This is a genomic window from Sphingomonas sp. SDUR79, assembly GCF_056821745.1.
The window spans coordinates 2,566,444-2,580,509 of record NZ_JBPDIN010000001.1; the positions used below are offsets into that span (position 1 = coordinate 2,566,444).

Annotated in this window: 9 protein-coding genes; 1 reads left to right on the plus strand and 8 read right to left on the minus strand. The window is 65.3% G+C overall.

What is annotated here, in order from left to right:
- Positions 1–110: 110 nt before the first annotated feature.
- The gene (locus ACRYLO_RS12745) at positions 111–620 is read left to right on the plus strand and encodes a rhodanese-like domain-containing protein (RefSeq protein WP_482660500.1); all 510 of its coding nucleotides are present in this window, start codon (positions 111–113) and stop codon (positions 618–620) included.
- Between the two features lie 165 nt (positions 621–785).
- On the opposite strand, the gene ACRYLO_RS12750 is transcribed toward ACRYLO_RS12745, so the two are convergent.
- The 8 genes from ACRYLO_RS12750 to ACRYLO_RS12785 all read right to left on the minus strand — a co-directional run bounded on the left by ACRYLO_RS12750 (position 786) and on the right by ACRYLO_RS12785 (position 13,917).
- Positions 786–1,412, minus strand: coding sequence for an Isoquinoline 1-oxidoreductase subunit (locus ACRYLO_RS12750; protein ID WP_482660501.1), 627 nt, complete (start codon positions 1,410–1,412; stop codon positions 786–788).
- Positions 1,409–3,553, minus strand: a complete 2,145-nt coding sequence (locus ACRYLO_RS12755; RefSeq protein WP_482660502.1) for a xanthine dehydrogenase family protein molybdopterin-binding subunit — start codon at positions 3,551–3,553, stop codon at positions 1,409–1,411. Before ACRYLO_RS12755 ends, ACRYLO_RS12750 begins: the two co-directional genes overlap by 4 nt.
- Positions 3,550–4,017 (minus strand): (2Fe-2S)-binding protein, encoded by a 468-nt coding sequence (locus ACRYLO_RS12760; protein WP_482660503.1) that lies wholly within the window; start codon positions 4,015–4,017, stop codon positions 3,550–3,552. Before ACRYLO_RS12760 ends, ACRYLO_RS12755 begins: the two co-directional genes overlap by 4 nt.
- 78 nt (positions 4,018–4,095) lie before the next feature.
- On the minus strand, positions 4,096–6,162 hold the full coding sequence (locus ACRYLO_RS12765) for a glycoside hydrolase family 97 protein (RefSeq protein ID WP_482660504.1): 2,067 nt from the start codon (positions 6,160–6,162) through the stop codon (positions 4,096–4,098).
- Between the two features lie 30 nt (positions 6,163–6,192).
- Complete coding sequence (locus ACRYLO_RS12770; RefSeq protein ID WP_482660505.1) at positions 6,193–7,818, minus strand: alpha-amylase family glycosyl hydrolase; 1,626 nt, start codon at positions 7,816–7,818, stop codon at positions 6,193–6,195.
- Positions 7,815–9,632, minus strand: coding sequence for an alpha-amylase family glycosyl hydrolase (locus tag ACRYLO_RS12775; RefSeq protein ID WP_482660506.1), 1,818 nt, complete (start codon positions 9,630–9,632; stop codon positions 7,815–7,817). Before ACRYLO_RS12775 ends, ACRYLO_RS12770 begins: the two co-directional genes overlap by 4 nt.
- Positions 9,629–11,158 (minus strand): tryptophan halogenase family protein, encoded by a 1,530-nt coding sequence (locus tag ACRYLO_RS12780; RefSeq protein ID WP_482660507.1) that lies wholly within the window; start codon positions 11,156–11,158, stop codon positions 9,629–9,631. The genes ACRYLO_RS12775 and ACRYLO_RS12780 overlap by 4 nt, the downstream gene beginning before the upstream one ends.
- 47 nt (positions 11,159–11,205) lie before the next feature.
- The gene (locus ACRYLO_RS12785) at positions 11,206–13,917 is read right to left on the minus strand and encodes a TonB-dependent receptor (RefSeq protein WP_482660508.1); all 2,712 of its coding nucleotides are present in this window, start codon (positions 13,915–13,917) and stop codon (positions 11,206–11,208) included.
- Positions 13,918–14,066: the final 149 nt, after the last annotated feature.

Below are 14,066 nucleotides of genomic sequence, written 5' to 3' on the forward strand. Positions count from 1 at the left end.
TCCCCCCTGTCTATGCAAAAGGGGTGCGACGGACGCGCGCGCAGGTCAACGGTTCATGCCCACGACATGCGATCACGTGCATCATTGCGGCAGCAAAACGGAGTTCGGTCATGCACCGCCGCCTGTTCCTCACCACTATCGGCACGACCGCAGCCGCCCCGGCGCTGGCGCAGCGGACACCGCCGCGCGAACCCAATCCGCAGATCGACTATCGCGGGTTCGAACGGCTGACGGGCGACGTCCGCGCGTTGCGCGCACAGCGGCTATTGCCCTTCCCCCGGTTCAAGCAACAGGCCGCATCAAAGGGCGCTCTGCTGCTCGACGCGCGGTCCGAAACCGCATTTCGGGAAGGGCATATCAAGGGCGCTACCAATCTGCCGCTGCCCGATTTCAACGCGGACTCGCTACACGCCACGATCGGCGCGCCGGGGCGGATGATCCTGATCTACTGCAACAATAATTTCTCAAACCATCGCCGCCCGGTTCCAGTGAAGGCCGCGCCGCTTGCGCTCAATATCCAGACGTTCATCAACCTGGTCGGCTATGGTTACACCAACGTCTGGGAGCTCGCCGACGTGGTGGATTTCAACGATCCGACGGTGGAGTGGGTGGCGGCATAGCACCCCCTCCCTCGCACAAAATCCCTCGTCACCCCGGCCTTGTGCCGGGGTCCACCGGGATACAAGGCGCGAAACAAGATGCTCTTGCGCCGGAAGCGAGGCAAAGTGGACCCCGGCACAAGGCCGGGGTGACGATCGGAGTTATGATGTGGTCAGGCTACGCCACTACCCCGGACACTTCGCTCCGCTGTCGATCCACGCCTTGGTCAGCGCGCCGAACTCGGCCTGCGTGCCCGGTGCGGGCGTCCGCCCCGGCCCCGGGTTCCAGCCCCAGCCGACCAAAGTGTCGCTGGCATTATGCTCGTGGATCTGCGCCAGCGTCTTGCCGCCGTTGCGCTTGCGGTCCTTCAGCTGCTCGCAAATCTCGCGCAGTGACTTGCCTTCCCACGCCATCGACTTGGGCGCGAGATGCCACAGCGGATGGCCCGGGATGCTGCCCTTGCCATCGGCGAAGGCGACATTGCGCGGGCCGTGACAAGTCGAACATTCCATCCCGGCAATCCCCATGCCGCCCGGCCCGCGTTCGACCGGGGGCATGTGGAAGCGCATGTCGTCGCCCTGCAACGGGCTGTCGGTGCGCGGGTGACAGTTGATGCAGCGCGGATGGGTCAGCACCTTGCCCATCTCGGTAAAGATCGCCGCAGACCGCATCGCCGGGTCAGAAATGGTCGCGAACGCCGCGACCGGCTTCAGCCCGACCGGGGCCGCCGACTGGCTCGATGCCACGACCGCGGCGGGCAGCGCGACGGCGGCGATGCCCAGCGCGATCAGGCCATAGCGTTGCACGCTCATGCATTGTCTCCATGCGCGAAGGGCAGACGGCGCACCGCCTTGCCGGTCAGCTTGCGCCAGGCATTGGCGACGGCGGGCGCAATCGGCGGCAGCCCCGGCTCGCCGACCCCGCTCGGCTTTTCGGTCGAGGGGATGATCGCCACTTCGACATCGGGCATTTCGCCGATCCGCAGCGAGCGGTAACTGTCGAAATTGGTCTGCTGCACCACGCCGCCCTCACCCAGGGTCAGTTCGGCATAGAGTGCGTGACCCAGGCCATAGCCGATCCCGCCCTCCATCTGCGCGCGGATGATGTCGGGGTTGATCGCAATGCCGCAATCGACCGCGCACCACACTTTGTGCACTTTGGGCAGGCCGTCCGGCCCCTTGGACACTTCGGCAACCTGCGCCACGAAGCTGTCGAAACTCTCATGCACCGCGATACCCTTGGCCCGGCCCTTCTTTGCCGGCTTGCCGAATGCCGCCATCTCGGCGACCCTGGCCAGCACCGCCTTGGCGCGCGCATGCTTGAGCAGCTCCATCCGCCCTGCGACCAGATCCTTGCCGCCCAGTTCGAGCAGCTCGTCAATCATCGTTTCCTTGACGAAGGCCGTGTGGGTGTGGCCGACCGATCGCCACCACAGCACCGGCACGCCGCCCTTCATCAGATGCTGACCCAGCCGGAAATCGCCGATCTTGTACTGGTTGCTGTCGTTCGCACCCTCGATCATGTTGCCGTCGATGCCGTTGCGGATGCCCATTGGCTCGAACGGGGTATCCTTCATGATCGACTTGGCGGCGCACACCTGATCCCAGCCGCTGATCGCGCCCGTCGCGTCGACACCGGCGCGCACGCGATGCACCGTCATCGGGCGATAGAAGCCGCCGGTCAGGTCATTCTCGCGGCTCGCCACCACCTTGACCGGCGCGGCAAAGCCATAGGCGCGCGCGCATGCTGCCGCTTCGGTGCCGTCGAACATCACCGGCGTCGCGCGGCGGCCGAAGCTGCCCCCGGCATAATGCTGGACCAGCGCGCTCTTGTCGAACGGCACCCCGGCAACGCCGCACATCGCGCCCATCTCGCCGACCTGAAACTGGCTGCCGGCATGGACCGAAATCCCCTCGCCCTTCTTCTCGATCACATAGTCCATCGTTTCCATCGGCGCGTGCGCGAGGAACGGGAAGTAATAGGTCGCATCGATCGTCTTTGCCGCGCGGGCAAGCGCCGCAGCGGCATCGCCAGCCGCCTCGACCTGTCGGCCCGGCGTGCGCGCGGCGGCGCTGTATTCGGCGAGCATCTGGTCCGACGATCGCGTCTCCGCTTTCGCCATATCCCAGTCGACCTCCAGCGCCGCCGCGCCACGCTGCGCGGTCCAGGTGTCGCGGGCATAGACCGCCACCCCGCTCGGGATCGGCTTGATGTCGAGCACGCCGGGGATCGCGCGCGCGGCACCATCCTCGACCTTCTTCACGGTCGCGCCGAATGCGGGCGGGCGGCGCACGGCAGCGTGGACCATGCCGGGCAGGCGCACATCCTGCGTGAACAGCGCCGACCCGTCGGTCTTGGCCTTGCTGTCGACCTTCGACACATGCTTGCCGATATATACATAGCGGTCCGGGGTCTTGGGCACGGGCTTTTGCGGGACGGGCAGCTTTGCCGCATCCTCCACCAGTTCGCCGAAACTCGCCTTGCGGTTGCCAGCGCTGACAACGCCCTGCGCGATGGAGATCGCGCTCGGTTCGACGCCCCAGCGCTGCGCCGCCGCCTCGACCAGCATCGCCCGCGCCGCCGCGCCCGCCATGCGCATCTGGTCCCAGCTTTCGCGCATCGCGGTCGATCCGCCGACGCCCATCGTGCCGAAGGCAAGGTTCTTGTAGAGCGGGTCATTGGCCGGGGCGAACACAACGCTCACCTGGTCCCATGCAGCATCCAGCTCGTCGGCAATAATCGTCGCCACGCCCGTTGCGGGGCCCTGCCCGAACTCGACATGCTTGGCGATAACCACCACCGAACCATCGTCGCCATGAATCCGGACAAAGGCGTTGGGTAGCAATACGGGACGACGCGACCGCGCCCGCGCTTCTTTGACGGGCAGCGTGACCCCGATGGTGAGCGCGGCGCCCCCCGTGAGGAACGCGCGGCGGTTGGCGACGGCGTTCATGCCCGTGCTCCCTTTACGCCAGCCGCATCCTTAATCGCCTGGCGAATGCGGACATAGGTGGCGCAGCGGCAGATGTTCCCCGCCATCGCCGCGTCGATATCGGCATCGGTTGGCTTGGGTTTGGCCGTGAGCAGGCCGATCGCCGACATCACCTGCCCCGATTGGCAGAAACCGCATTGCGGCACGTCGATCTGGACCCAGGCGGCCTTGACCGCATCGGCGACCTTGCCGCTCGCGCCCTCGATCGTCGTCACGCTCTTGCCCGCGACCATGCCGACCGGGGTCACGCACGACCGCCGGTTCTTGCCGTCGAGATGGACGGTGCATGCGCCGCACTGCGCAACGCCGCAGCCATATTTGGTGCCGGTGAGGCCAAGATGGTCGCGCAGGACCCAGAGCAGCGGCGTTTCCGGATCGCCGTCAAAGGTTTCGGGTTTGCCGTTCAATTGGAAGGTGGTGGCCATACGTGCGCCTCCTGTCTGACGCACACGCTAGGCCACCACCGGCCATTCGCGAAGTGAAATTATTTCACTTACGCGCCGTTACTTCGCGACGAAGCGGACCGCCGCACCGCCGCCCGGACCCATCCACAGCGACAGATCGTCGCCAGCCTTCACCCGCTTCTTCTCGATCACGATCGCATGGCGCGTGTCGGTGCGGTAATCCGCGCCCGCGCCGTCGCGATAGATCTGCGCCTCATAGGTTTTGCCCGGATCGAGGAAGTCCAGCTTCACGCTCGTCGTCCGCGCCGTGCCGTCGGTGACCGCGCCGAGGAACCACTCGCCGCTCCCCTTGGCCTTGCGTACCACCGTGACATATTCGCCGACTTCGCCATTCAGCACGCGCGTGTCGGTCCAGTCGACCGCGACGTCCTTGATGAACTGAAACGCGCCCGGATGCTTCGCGTAATTCTCGGGCAGGTCGGCGGCCATCTGGATCGGCGAATAGAGCACGATATATTGCGCCAGCTGCTTGGCCAGCGTCGACATGAAGGGCGTCCCGCCCTTGCCCGTGAGGCTCAGAACGCCCGGCGTGAAGTCGAACGGCCCAGCCAGCATCCGCGTGAAGAACAGGTTCGCCTCATGCTCGGGCGGATTCTTGGGCTCGCCCCAGGCATTATATTCCTGCCCGCGCGCGCCCTCACGGCTGACCCAATTGGGATAGGTGCGGCGCAGGCCGGTGTCCTTGATCGGCTCGTGCGGGTTGACCGCAACCTTGTACTTGGCCGCAGTCCGGACGATGTTGAGATGGTGGCGCGACATGTACTGGCCGTCATGCCATTCCTGCGTCATCCGGCCATCGGCCCAGACGCGATCGATCTGCCCGGCATCGGTGACATAGCCCGTCTTCACCACCTCGATCCCGTTCGCGGCGGCATAGCGATAGGCGTCATCCGACTGCGCCTCATATTGCCCCGCACCACCGCCGGTTTCGTGGTGGCCGACGATGTGCACGCCCTTCTTCTTCGCATAGGCCGACAGCGCGGCCATATCGAATTGCGCCACCGGCTTGTCGAAGTCCCAGCCATCGCCATTGTCGAACCAGTTGCCGTCCCAGCCGACATTCCACCCCTCGACCAGCACGCCGCGGAAGCCGTTCTTCGCGGCGAAATCGATGTACCGCTTCACATTGTCGGTCTTGGCCCCCAGTCGCGCGCCGGTGCCCCAGGTCGCGGCGTCGAGGTGCATTTCCCACCACACGCCGACATATTTGCTGGGCTTGAACCAGCTGACATCGCCCAGCTTGTTGGGTTCGTTGAGGTTCAGCTCAAGCTGCGACATGTACAGCTTCGCCGCACTGTCGGCGACGCGCAGCGTGCGCCACGGCGTCGTGAATGCGCCCTCGCGCACCACCGCTGCGCCCTGCGACGACGGCGACAGCGCGGCGCGGAAGCGCGTACCCTCGACCCGGCGCAGCCACATCGCGGCATAATCGACCAGTGCCGCCTCATGGAACGCGACATGCGTGCCGTCGGCCAGCTTCATCGTCACCGGCGTATGCGCCTGTGTCATGCTGCTGGCCGGCGTCTTGTTGTAGGGATATTCGTAGCGGTTCCACTCGCCCGCCGGGGTCCACCAGGCCGTGCCGTCGCTCGCCAGCGCAAACTCGGTCAGCTCCTCGATGATCCGGGTCGGCTTGCCATCGGCCGGAGCGGGGAGTTCATAGCGAAAGCCGAAACCGTCATCGAACACGCGGAACACGACATCCATCACCCGGCCAAGCGCGGTTGTTTCCTTCAGCCGCACGCGCAGCTGGGTGTGGCGGTCGCGCACGCTCTGCCACTCGCCCCAGGGCTGTTCCCAGGTCGAGTCCGCACTGGTCACGCTCTGGCTTTCGATCGCAAAGCCCCGCTCCAGCTTGGGCGCGTCGCCGAGCATGAAGCCCATGCGCGAGGGCTGGATCAGTGGCTTTCCGTTGCGCGTCACGCTGTAATAGGGGCGGCCGTCGCCATCGGTGGTGACGGTGACGCGGATGCTGCCATCGGGCGAGGCGGCGGTCGCGCCGCCCGCCTTGGCGGTCGTCGCCTGCGCGACATCCTGCGCCAGCGCCGGGCTGGCCAGCGCCAGCAACGGCAACGTCAACGCTGTCAGGGCCAAGGTTCCACGCATCTCACTCTCCTGTCGACGACGCCGATGACGTCATGCTGTTTGTTCGAGGACCAACCCTGAATAAGCGGGCAGTTCGCCCGGCGTCGCGCCATTCACAGTGGCGATCACCCGGAACCGGTCCGTTGCCCCGGGATGCCACGCCCGCACCGCATTGCCCAGATTGAAAGCACAGATCAGCTGCTGGCCTGCCGCGCTGCGGGTAAACACCAACAGCGCGTCATCCGTCTCGACGACTGCCATCGCCCCTTCGCGCAGCGCGGGATTGGCCGCGCGCGTCGCGATCAATCCGCGCGTGAGGTTCAGCAGCGACCCGTTCTCGCGCGCCTGACGATCGACCGCCATCGCAGCATGGTCGGCACCGACGGGCAGCCATGGCTTGCCGCACCCAAAGCCCAGATTTTCTGCCTCTGCCTGCCACGGCATCGGGGTGCGCACCCCGTCGCGGCTCAGCGTCAGCGGCCAGTTGGCGATCGCCTCCGGATCCTGCAATTTGTCGAAGGGGATATCGACCTGAGTCAGCCCCAGTTCCTCGCCCTGGAACAGGATCGCATTGCCGCGCAGGCACAGCAGCAGCAGCATCTTCATCGCCGCGAACGCACTGCGATATTCCGGTTCCACCCAGCGCGACACCGCGCGCGGGGCATCGTGATTTTCGAACGCCCAGCTCGGCCAGCCCGTGCCGGGTTCGTCGGGCCAGGTTTCCACGGCCTTCTTCACCAGCGCCGGGGTCAGTTGCGGCGCATAGAGAAAGTCGAAGCCATAGGCGCTGTTGAGCCGCGTGCTGCCGCGCGTGAAGGCGTGCATCTCCGCCTCGGGCGTCGGTCCGCCGACCTCGGCCACGGTGAACGCGCCGCCATGCGCATCGGTCAGCGCGCGATGCCGCTCGAGGAAGCGGACGATATCCGGGTGGCTCTGGTTATAGAGATGCTGCTGGAAATCAAACGGGCGGGTGCGCGGGCGCCCGTCGTCCGGCGCGGGCGGATTGTCGCGCAGCTGCGGGTCATGCATCGCGAAGTTGATCGCATCGACGCGAAAACCATCGACCCCGCGATCAAGCCAGAATTGCGCCGCCGCCAGCGCCGCGTCCTGCACCGCCGGATTGTGCAAATTGAGGTCGGGCTGTTCGCTCAGGAAATTGTGCAGATAATATTGCCCGCGTCGCGCATCCCAGGTCCAGGCCGGGCCGCCGAACACCGATTGCCAGTTGGTCGGCGGCGATCCGTCCGCCTTCGCATCGGCCCAGACATACCAGTCGGCACGCGGGTTATCGCGGCTAGCGCGGCTTTCCTTGAACCAGGCGTGCTGGTCGGAGGTGTGCGAATAGACCTGATCGATAATGACCTTCAGCCCCAGCGCATGCGCGCGGGCAATCAGGGCGTCGAAATCGGCGAGCGTCCCGAAAATCGGGTCGACATCGCAATAGTCGGCAATGTCATAACCGAAGTCGCGCATCGGCGAGGTGAAGAAGGGCGAGAGCCAGATCGCATCCACGCCAAGGCCCGCGACATGGTCGAGCCGCGCGGTGATGCCGGGCAGATCGCCGATGCCGTCGCCGTTCGAATCGGCGAAACTGCGCGGATAGATCTGGTAGATGACCGCGCCGCGCCACCAGTCCTGCTGCGGCTCGACGGCAATGGCAGGAGCAGCCTGGCTCACTTGGTGCCTCCCGTTGCGGCACAAGCGGCGTAGCCGAACGCGGGCAGCGTCACGGTGAGGCTGCCGGGCGCGGCGGCGCTGGGCGAGCAGCTGCCGACGATCGACGTGAAATGCGTCGCGCCGACGCCGATCTCGACCTGCCGCGTGATCGGCTTGTCGCTGGTGTTGAATGCGACGACCACCTCGCCACCCGTGGTCGGATCGAACCGCGACACCGCGAACAACCCGGGCGTCTCGTCATAGTTGCGCGTCACCTGTCGCCCACGGCTCAACGCCGGGGTCGCCTTCCGCGCGGCCGACAGCTTGGCGAGCTCGACATAGAGCGGATGGGTCATGTCGAAATTCGACTCCGCAGTGGTCTTGGTCGTGCCGATCAGCTTGTTGTCGTTATAGACCGCGACCTTGCTCGGAAACATGTTCTCGCGCGCGTCCTGATCGTTGCCGTCGCCGATGAACCCCTGCTCATCGCCCGAATAGACCGTCGGCACCCCGCGCAGCAGCATCAGCATCGCATGACCCAGCTTCACCCGCGCCAGCAGTTCGGCATCACCCGCGTTCGGAAACGCCTTGCGCACATCGGTCGAAAAACGGCCATGGTCGTGGTTGGAGATGAAGGTCGGCAGCTGCAGCGCGGTCTTCGCGCCGCCCTCGTACAGCGCGTCGCGGTCGAACAAAGCGGCGAGCGTGTCGGTGCCCTTGGCTCCAGCCACCGTCGCCTGCACCGCCGCGCGAAAGCCGAAGTCGAGCACGCTCGGCAGCTGGTGGACACGGGTGTGCAGCGCCAGATCGCCGGCATCGCCCTCGTTCGCCACTTCGCCAAAGATATGGAAGTTTGGGATGCCCTTGGCTGCGGCGCGGGCCTGCATCGCCGGAACGAACGCCTGCCAGAATTCCGGGTTCACGTGGCGCGCGGTATCGATGCGGAACCCGTCGATCCCGAACTGGTCGATCCACCCGCCATAGATATCGATGAACCCCTGAACCACGCGTGGATTTTCGGTCATCAGATCGTCCAGCCCGACGAAATCGCCCATGGTCGAGCTTTCGTTGCGGAAGGTCGTGTTGCCGCGATTATGGTAGTAGATCGGGTCGTTGAGCCAAGCCGGCACCTTCACCGTCTTCTCGGCTTCGGGCACGAATGGCGTGTAGGCGAAGTTCGGATCGGTCAGCTTCGCGAAATTCTCCGCCGTGCCGATGCCGTCACCGGCAAAGCCCGGATTGATGGGCTTGCCGGCGACGCCCCCTTTGCGCTGGTACGGATAGTCGGCGCGGCTGCGATATTCGCAGGCGCTGACCGGACACTCGCGATACTGGATCACGTCCGCCGTGTGATTGGTGATGATGTCGAGATAGACCTTGATCCCGCGCGCATGCGCCGCGTCGACGAACGCCTTCATCTCCGCATTGGTCCCGAAATGCGGGTCGACCTGGGTGAAGTCGGTAATCCAGTATCCGTGATAGCCGGCGCTTTCCTGCCCCGGCCCGCCCTGCACGGGCTTGTTCTTGTAGATCGGCCCCAGCCAGATCGCGGTCGCGCCCAGCCCCTGAATATAATCGAGCCGCGCGATCAGGCCTTTGAGGTCGCCGCCATGGAAAAAGCCCTTGTGCGCCGGATCGAAGCCATGCGTCAGCCGGTCGCCCTTCAGGCCACCGCGATCATTGTTCGGATCTCCATTCTCGAACCGGTCCGGCAGCATGAAATACAGCACTTCCTGCTCCGCCGTCCGCTCGCGCAGCGATGGCTGCGGTGCGGGCGTCTGGGCGAGCGCGGGGCTGGCGAGCGCGGTGGCGAGGATCAGCGGCAACAGCTTCATACGCGGGTCACTTCCTGGGGCTGGGTTTGCGGGGTCGCGACGAAGCGCGCGACGAAGTCATCATGGTCGGGCATCCGCGCTGCATCGCGGGCAAAGGCGGTGGCGACGGTAAACAGGAATTGGTCGAGCTGGGCATCGTCGAGCTGATCGGCGAGCGGGTGCCAGCGGTCAGGGACGATTCCCTGCCCCACCATCACCTGCAGCCAGCCCGGGACGTCGAACAATTCCTCATGCTCACGCACGATCCGGCCGTCGCTGCGGAACATCGCGATGCGATTGGCCAGCGGCTCGGGCAGCTCCATCGTGCGCAGCGTGTCCCAGAAGGGTTCGCCGGTGCGGCCATTGGCGGTATAGTGAAGGATCACGAAATCGCGGATCCGCTCGATCTCGAAGTCGGCGAGGCGGTTGAACGCGTCGCGATCGGCGCTCGCCACCGGACCGCTCGGCAGAAAGTCGAGCAGCCGGTTGATCCCGGTCTGAATGAGGTGGATCGACGTCGATTCCAGCGGCTCGATAAAGCCGGACGACAGCCCGATCGCCACGACATTGCGGTTCCAGAATTTCTTCCGCTTGCCGGTAGTGAAGCGCAGCATGCGCGGTTCGGCCAGCGCCTCGCCGTCAAGGTTCGCCATCAGCGTCGCGGTCGCTTCATCCTCGCTGATGTGGCGCGAGGCGAAAACATGGCCGTTGCCGGTGCGATGCTGCAGCGGGATGCGCCACTGCCACCCGGCCGTGCGCGCGGTGGAGCGCGTATAGGGGGTCAGCGGGCGGATGCTCGCGCACGGCACCGCGACCGCACGGTCGCACGGCAGCCAGTGGCTCCAGTCCTCGTACCCCGTCGCCAGCGCGCCCTCGATCAGCAGCCCGCGAAATCCGGTACAGTCCACGAACAGTTCGCCGTCGATCCGCTCGCCACCGTTCAAGGTCAGCGCAGCAACGTCGCCAGTCTCGCCATCGCGCTCGATGCTGCCGATCTTCCCCTCGACCCGCACCGCGCCGCGCGCCTCGGCATAGCGGCGCAAGAACGCGGCATAGAGCCCGGCGTCGAAATGATAGGCATAGGGCATCGGCGGCAGCGCGCTGTCGGCTGCCCGCTGCACATGCGCGAAGCGGTTGCCATAGGCGGCGACGGCGTTGAGCACATAGTCGCCGAGCGGTCCGGCCTTGCCCGCCGCCCGCGCGCGCAGCCAGTAATGGTGAAAGGGCAACAGCCCCAGCCCGCGCCCGACCAGCCCGAAAGCGTGGATATAGCGATCCTCGAACCCGCCCCATCCCGCGAATTCGATGCCGAGCTTGTAGGTGCCCTGCGTCTCGCGCAGGAACTGCGCCTCGTCGATCCCCAGCGCCTGATTGAAGTTGCGGATCATCGGGATGGTGGCTTCACCCACCCCGACGGTGCCGATCTCTTCGGACTCGACCAGCGTGATCCGCCAGCCCTTGCCGCAGAAGCGCGCCAGCGCCGCTGCGGTCATCCAGCCGGCGGTTCCGCCGCCGGCGATGACGATGCTGCGCAACATTTCAGACATCGTATCGCCTTTCCCCCCGGCGGCTGCACCGCCGGGGGATACACGGATCAGAACTTGAAGGTGAAGCCCGCCTGGAACCGGCGACCGAAACGCTGATGGTTCATCACTTCGAGCGGGCGGCCCGGGTTGATCGCGACGAACGGCTCGTCGGTCAGGTTCGACCCCTGCAGGAACAGCGACAGCCCCTCGAGCGCGCTGCCCGGCTGGAAGTCATACCCGACCTGCGCGTCGATGATCGTTTCGTCCAGCGCGCGGCGACGCTGGCGCACCGCACCCAGCCCGGAGAACTCACCCAGGAAGGTAGAGCGATACCGAACGCTGCCGCGAACGTTGAAGCCCCATTTCTCGAAATAGGCGGTGCCGTTGGCGACCCAGTCCGAATAGCCGGGGATATTCTCCGGCGGCTGGCCCGGTTCGGGTGCGATCTTCGACTTGGTATAGGACACGCCGCCGGTCACGCCAAAGCCCGACAGCGCCGACGTAAAGGTCTCGAACGGCACCGTACCCGCGAACTCGGCACCATAAATCTCGCCGCCATCGCCGTTGAACGGCTGGCTGATCCGCCCCTGCGTGCTGACCGGTGGGGTCGGCTGAATGAGCGGATAGCCCGAATAATCGAACGGCCGTTCCGCGGTGTAGATGTAGTTGTGCAGCGTCTTGTGGAACAGCTGCAGCGCGACATAGCCGCTGCGGCCCCAGTATTTTTCGAACGTCAGGTCGAACGCGGTTGCGCGATACGGACGCAGTGACGGGTTGCCGCCGCTGCCGGTAACAATGCCTTCCGCGAGGTTGGCACCATAGGAAATGTTGACGCGCATATCGTCGAGACGCGGCCGCTGAATCTCGCGCGCCGCACCAAAGCGGATTACGAAATCGCTGTCGAAGCGCAGCGAGAGGCTGAGGCTGGGCAGCACATCCCAGTAATCATCGCCCAGCGTGCGCAGCTGCGGCCCGGTCGGCGTCTGGATATAGCCGGTCGAATTCTGGTTGGTATGCTGCGCCAACACGCCAACATTGCCGGTCAGCCGCGCCCCGCCCAGCTCGGCTTCGAGGTTGGCCATGGCAAAGCTGCTCAGCACCTCTTCCCCGACGCTGAAGCTTTTGAACAACACATCCTGCGCGGTGTTGGCGACCCGGGTGTAAACCCCGCCATTGAGCAGATCGAGCGGGTTGTAGCTCAGCATCGGGCCAAGGCCGAGATAGTCGAGATTCGTCGGCGTCAGGCGATATTGGGTCGGCACCTGAGCCTGCAGCGCGCCACCGGCGAGCTGAAGGAAATATTCGTCGGGAACCAGCGACTTTTCGCGGTCGACATAGTTGGCGCCCAGCTTCACGCTCTTGATGAAGCCGCCGTCGAACTCCTTCTCGATTTCGGCGAGATAGCTGAACAGCTCGTCGTCGACGATGCGGTCGTTGTAATAGCCATGCTGGCGCCCACCCGGCGCACCGCCGCCCCAGCCGAGCGGATCGGTCAGCACGATCAGCGTCGGGTCGCTGTAGTTGAGCGCATGCGAGGTGAAATAGGTACCCGATGGCGTGGTGCGGAACGACAGCGTATCGGCCGCACCGACACCACCGCCCGGCCCGGTGCCGGCATTGGATTCGAGGATCAGCTCACGGCGGTCGGTGCGCGACCAACCGAAATCGAAATTCACGTTCCAGCCGTCATCGCCCTCATGCTTGAGGTTGAAGCCGCCCGAATACAGGTCCGCCTGACGCAGATAATTGTGGTTGTTGACCACGCCCTCCACACCGCTGAACGTGCCTGCGGTGATCACGCCGTCCTGCGTCTCGACCCCGGTGGGCGACAGCGTCGCGCCGCTCCATGCCAGCGGCAGTTCGATGCCGCGCTTGATCTGCGTGTCATCGAAATTGGAGTAGAAGCCGTCGAGCGTCAGCTCCCAGTTGCTGCCAAGATCGGCCTGGATCGTGCCCGAAATGCCGAGTCGCTTGAGCTGCGAGGTGGTGACGAACGGCTTCACCCCGCCGACCAGATTGGTGTTCGGCGCGACCGAGGCATAGCCCCACGCCTCGAACTCTTCGATCTGATAGGGTTCATCGACATAGGCCGCAGCGAGCGCAACGCCCAGGCGGTCGTCCATGAACTTGCCGACATAGGTCGCGTTGAGGCGGTAGCCCCAGTCCTTCGACCCGCTGTTGAGCTTGCCCATGTCGGTGTAGATGCCGCGCGCGCCGACCGCGAACACTTCCTTGCCGTAATCAAGCGGGCGGATGGTGCGGATATCGACTGTGCCGACCAGCCCCTGCGACGTCAGCGATGCGTTGGGCGTCTTGTAGACGTTGACGCCATTGACGATTTCGGAAGGGTATTGGTCGAATTCGATGCCGCGATTGTCGTTGGTCGAGGTCTGCGGCCGGCCGTTGAGCAAGGTCGCCGAGAAGTCCGGGCCGAAGCCGCGGATCGAAATGAACGAGCTGCGGCCCGAAATACGCTGCGACGTCAGGCCGGGCAGGCGCGCGATCGATTCCGCGATCGAGGCGTCGGGCAGCTTGCCAATATCTTCGGCCGAGACCGATTCGACGATCTGTTCTGATGCCTTCTTGGTCGACACCGCGCTCTCCAGCGCCGCGCGGAAGCCAGTCACGACGACCTCTTCGCTTTCCGCTGCGGGCTCCGTCGCTTCCTGCGCATGAGCCGGCATCGCCAGCCCGGCGAACAGAATCGCGGCCGCGATCGTAGAACCACTGGCTCCGGTGCAAAGTCGTGCAGCCGTGCGGCCGCCAAGCATGTGACGCATCATATCCTCCCCTATGCCGGCCCCCTATTCTGGCCGGGGCGCACCGTTGCGGCGCGTTGTGCATAATATTCACGGCAAGTCGTCCGCAGCGCCAGCGAACGGCATACGTATTCACGGCCAAGGTCATGCTGCGTGTCCGTTGCGCAACA

Excerpts from the sequence above, each read along its gene's own strand:
- ACRYLO_RS12745 (WP_482660500.1), top strand. The coding sequence starts at position 111 with ATGCACCGCCGCCTGTTCCTCACCACTATCGGCACGACCGCAGCCGCC.
- ACRYLO_RS12750 (WP_482660501.1), bottom strand. The coding sequence starts at position 1,412 with ATGAGCGTGCAACGCTATGGCCTGATCGCGCTGGGCATCGCCGCCGTC.
- ACRYLO_RS12755 (WP_482660502.1), bottom strand. The coding sequence starts at position 3,553 with ATGAACGCCGTCGCCAACCGCCGCGCGTTCCTCACGGGGGGCGCCGCG.
- ACRYLO_RS12760 (WP_482660503.1), bottom strand. The coding sequence starts at position 4,017 with ATGGCCACCACCTTCCAATTGAACGGCAAACCCGAAACCTTTGACGGC.
- ACRYLO_RS12765 (WP_482660504.1), bottom strand. The coding sequence starts at position 6,162 with ATGCGTGGAACCTTGGCCCTGACAGCGTTGACGTTGCCGTTGCTGGCG.
- ACRYLO_RS12775 (WP_482660506.1), bottom strand. The coding sequence starts at position 9,632 with ATGAAGCTGTTGCCGCTGATCCTCGCCACCGCGCTCGCCAGCCCCGCG.
- ACRYLO_RS12780 (WP_482660507.1), bottom strand. The coding sequence starts at position 11,158 with ATGTCTGAAATGTTGCGCAGCATCGTCATCGCCGGCGGCGGAACCGCC.
- ACRYLO_RS12785 (WP_482660508.1), bottom strand. The coding sequence starts at position 13,917 with ATGCGTCACATGCTTGGCGGCCGCACGGCTGCACGACTTTGCACCGGA.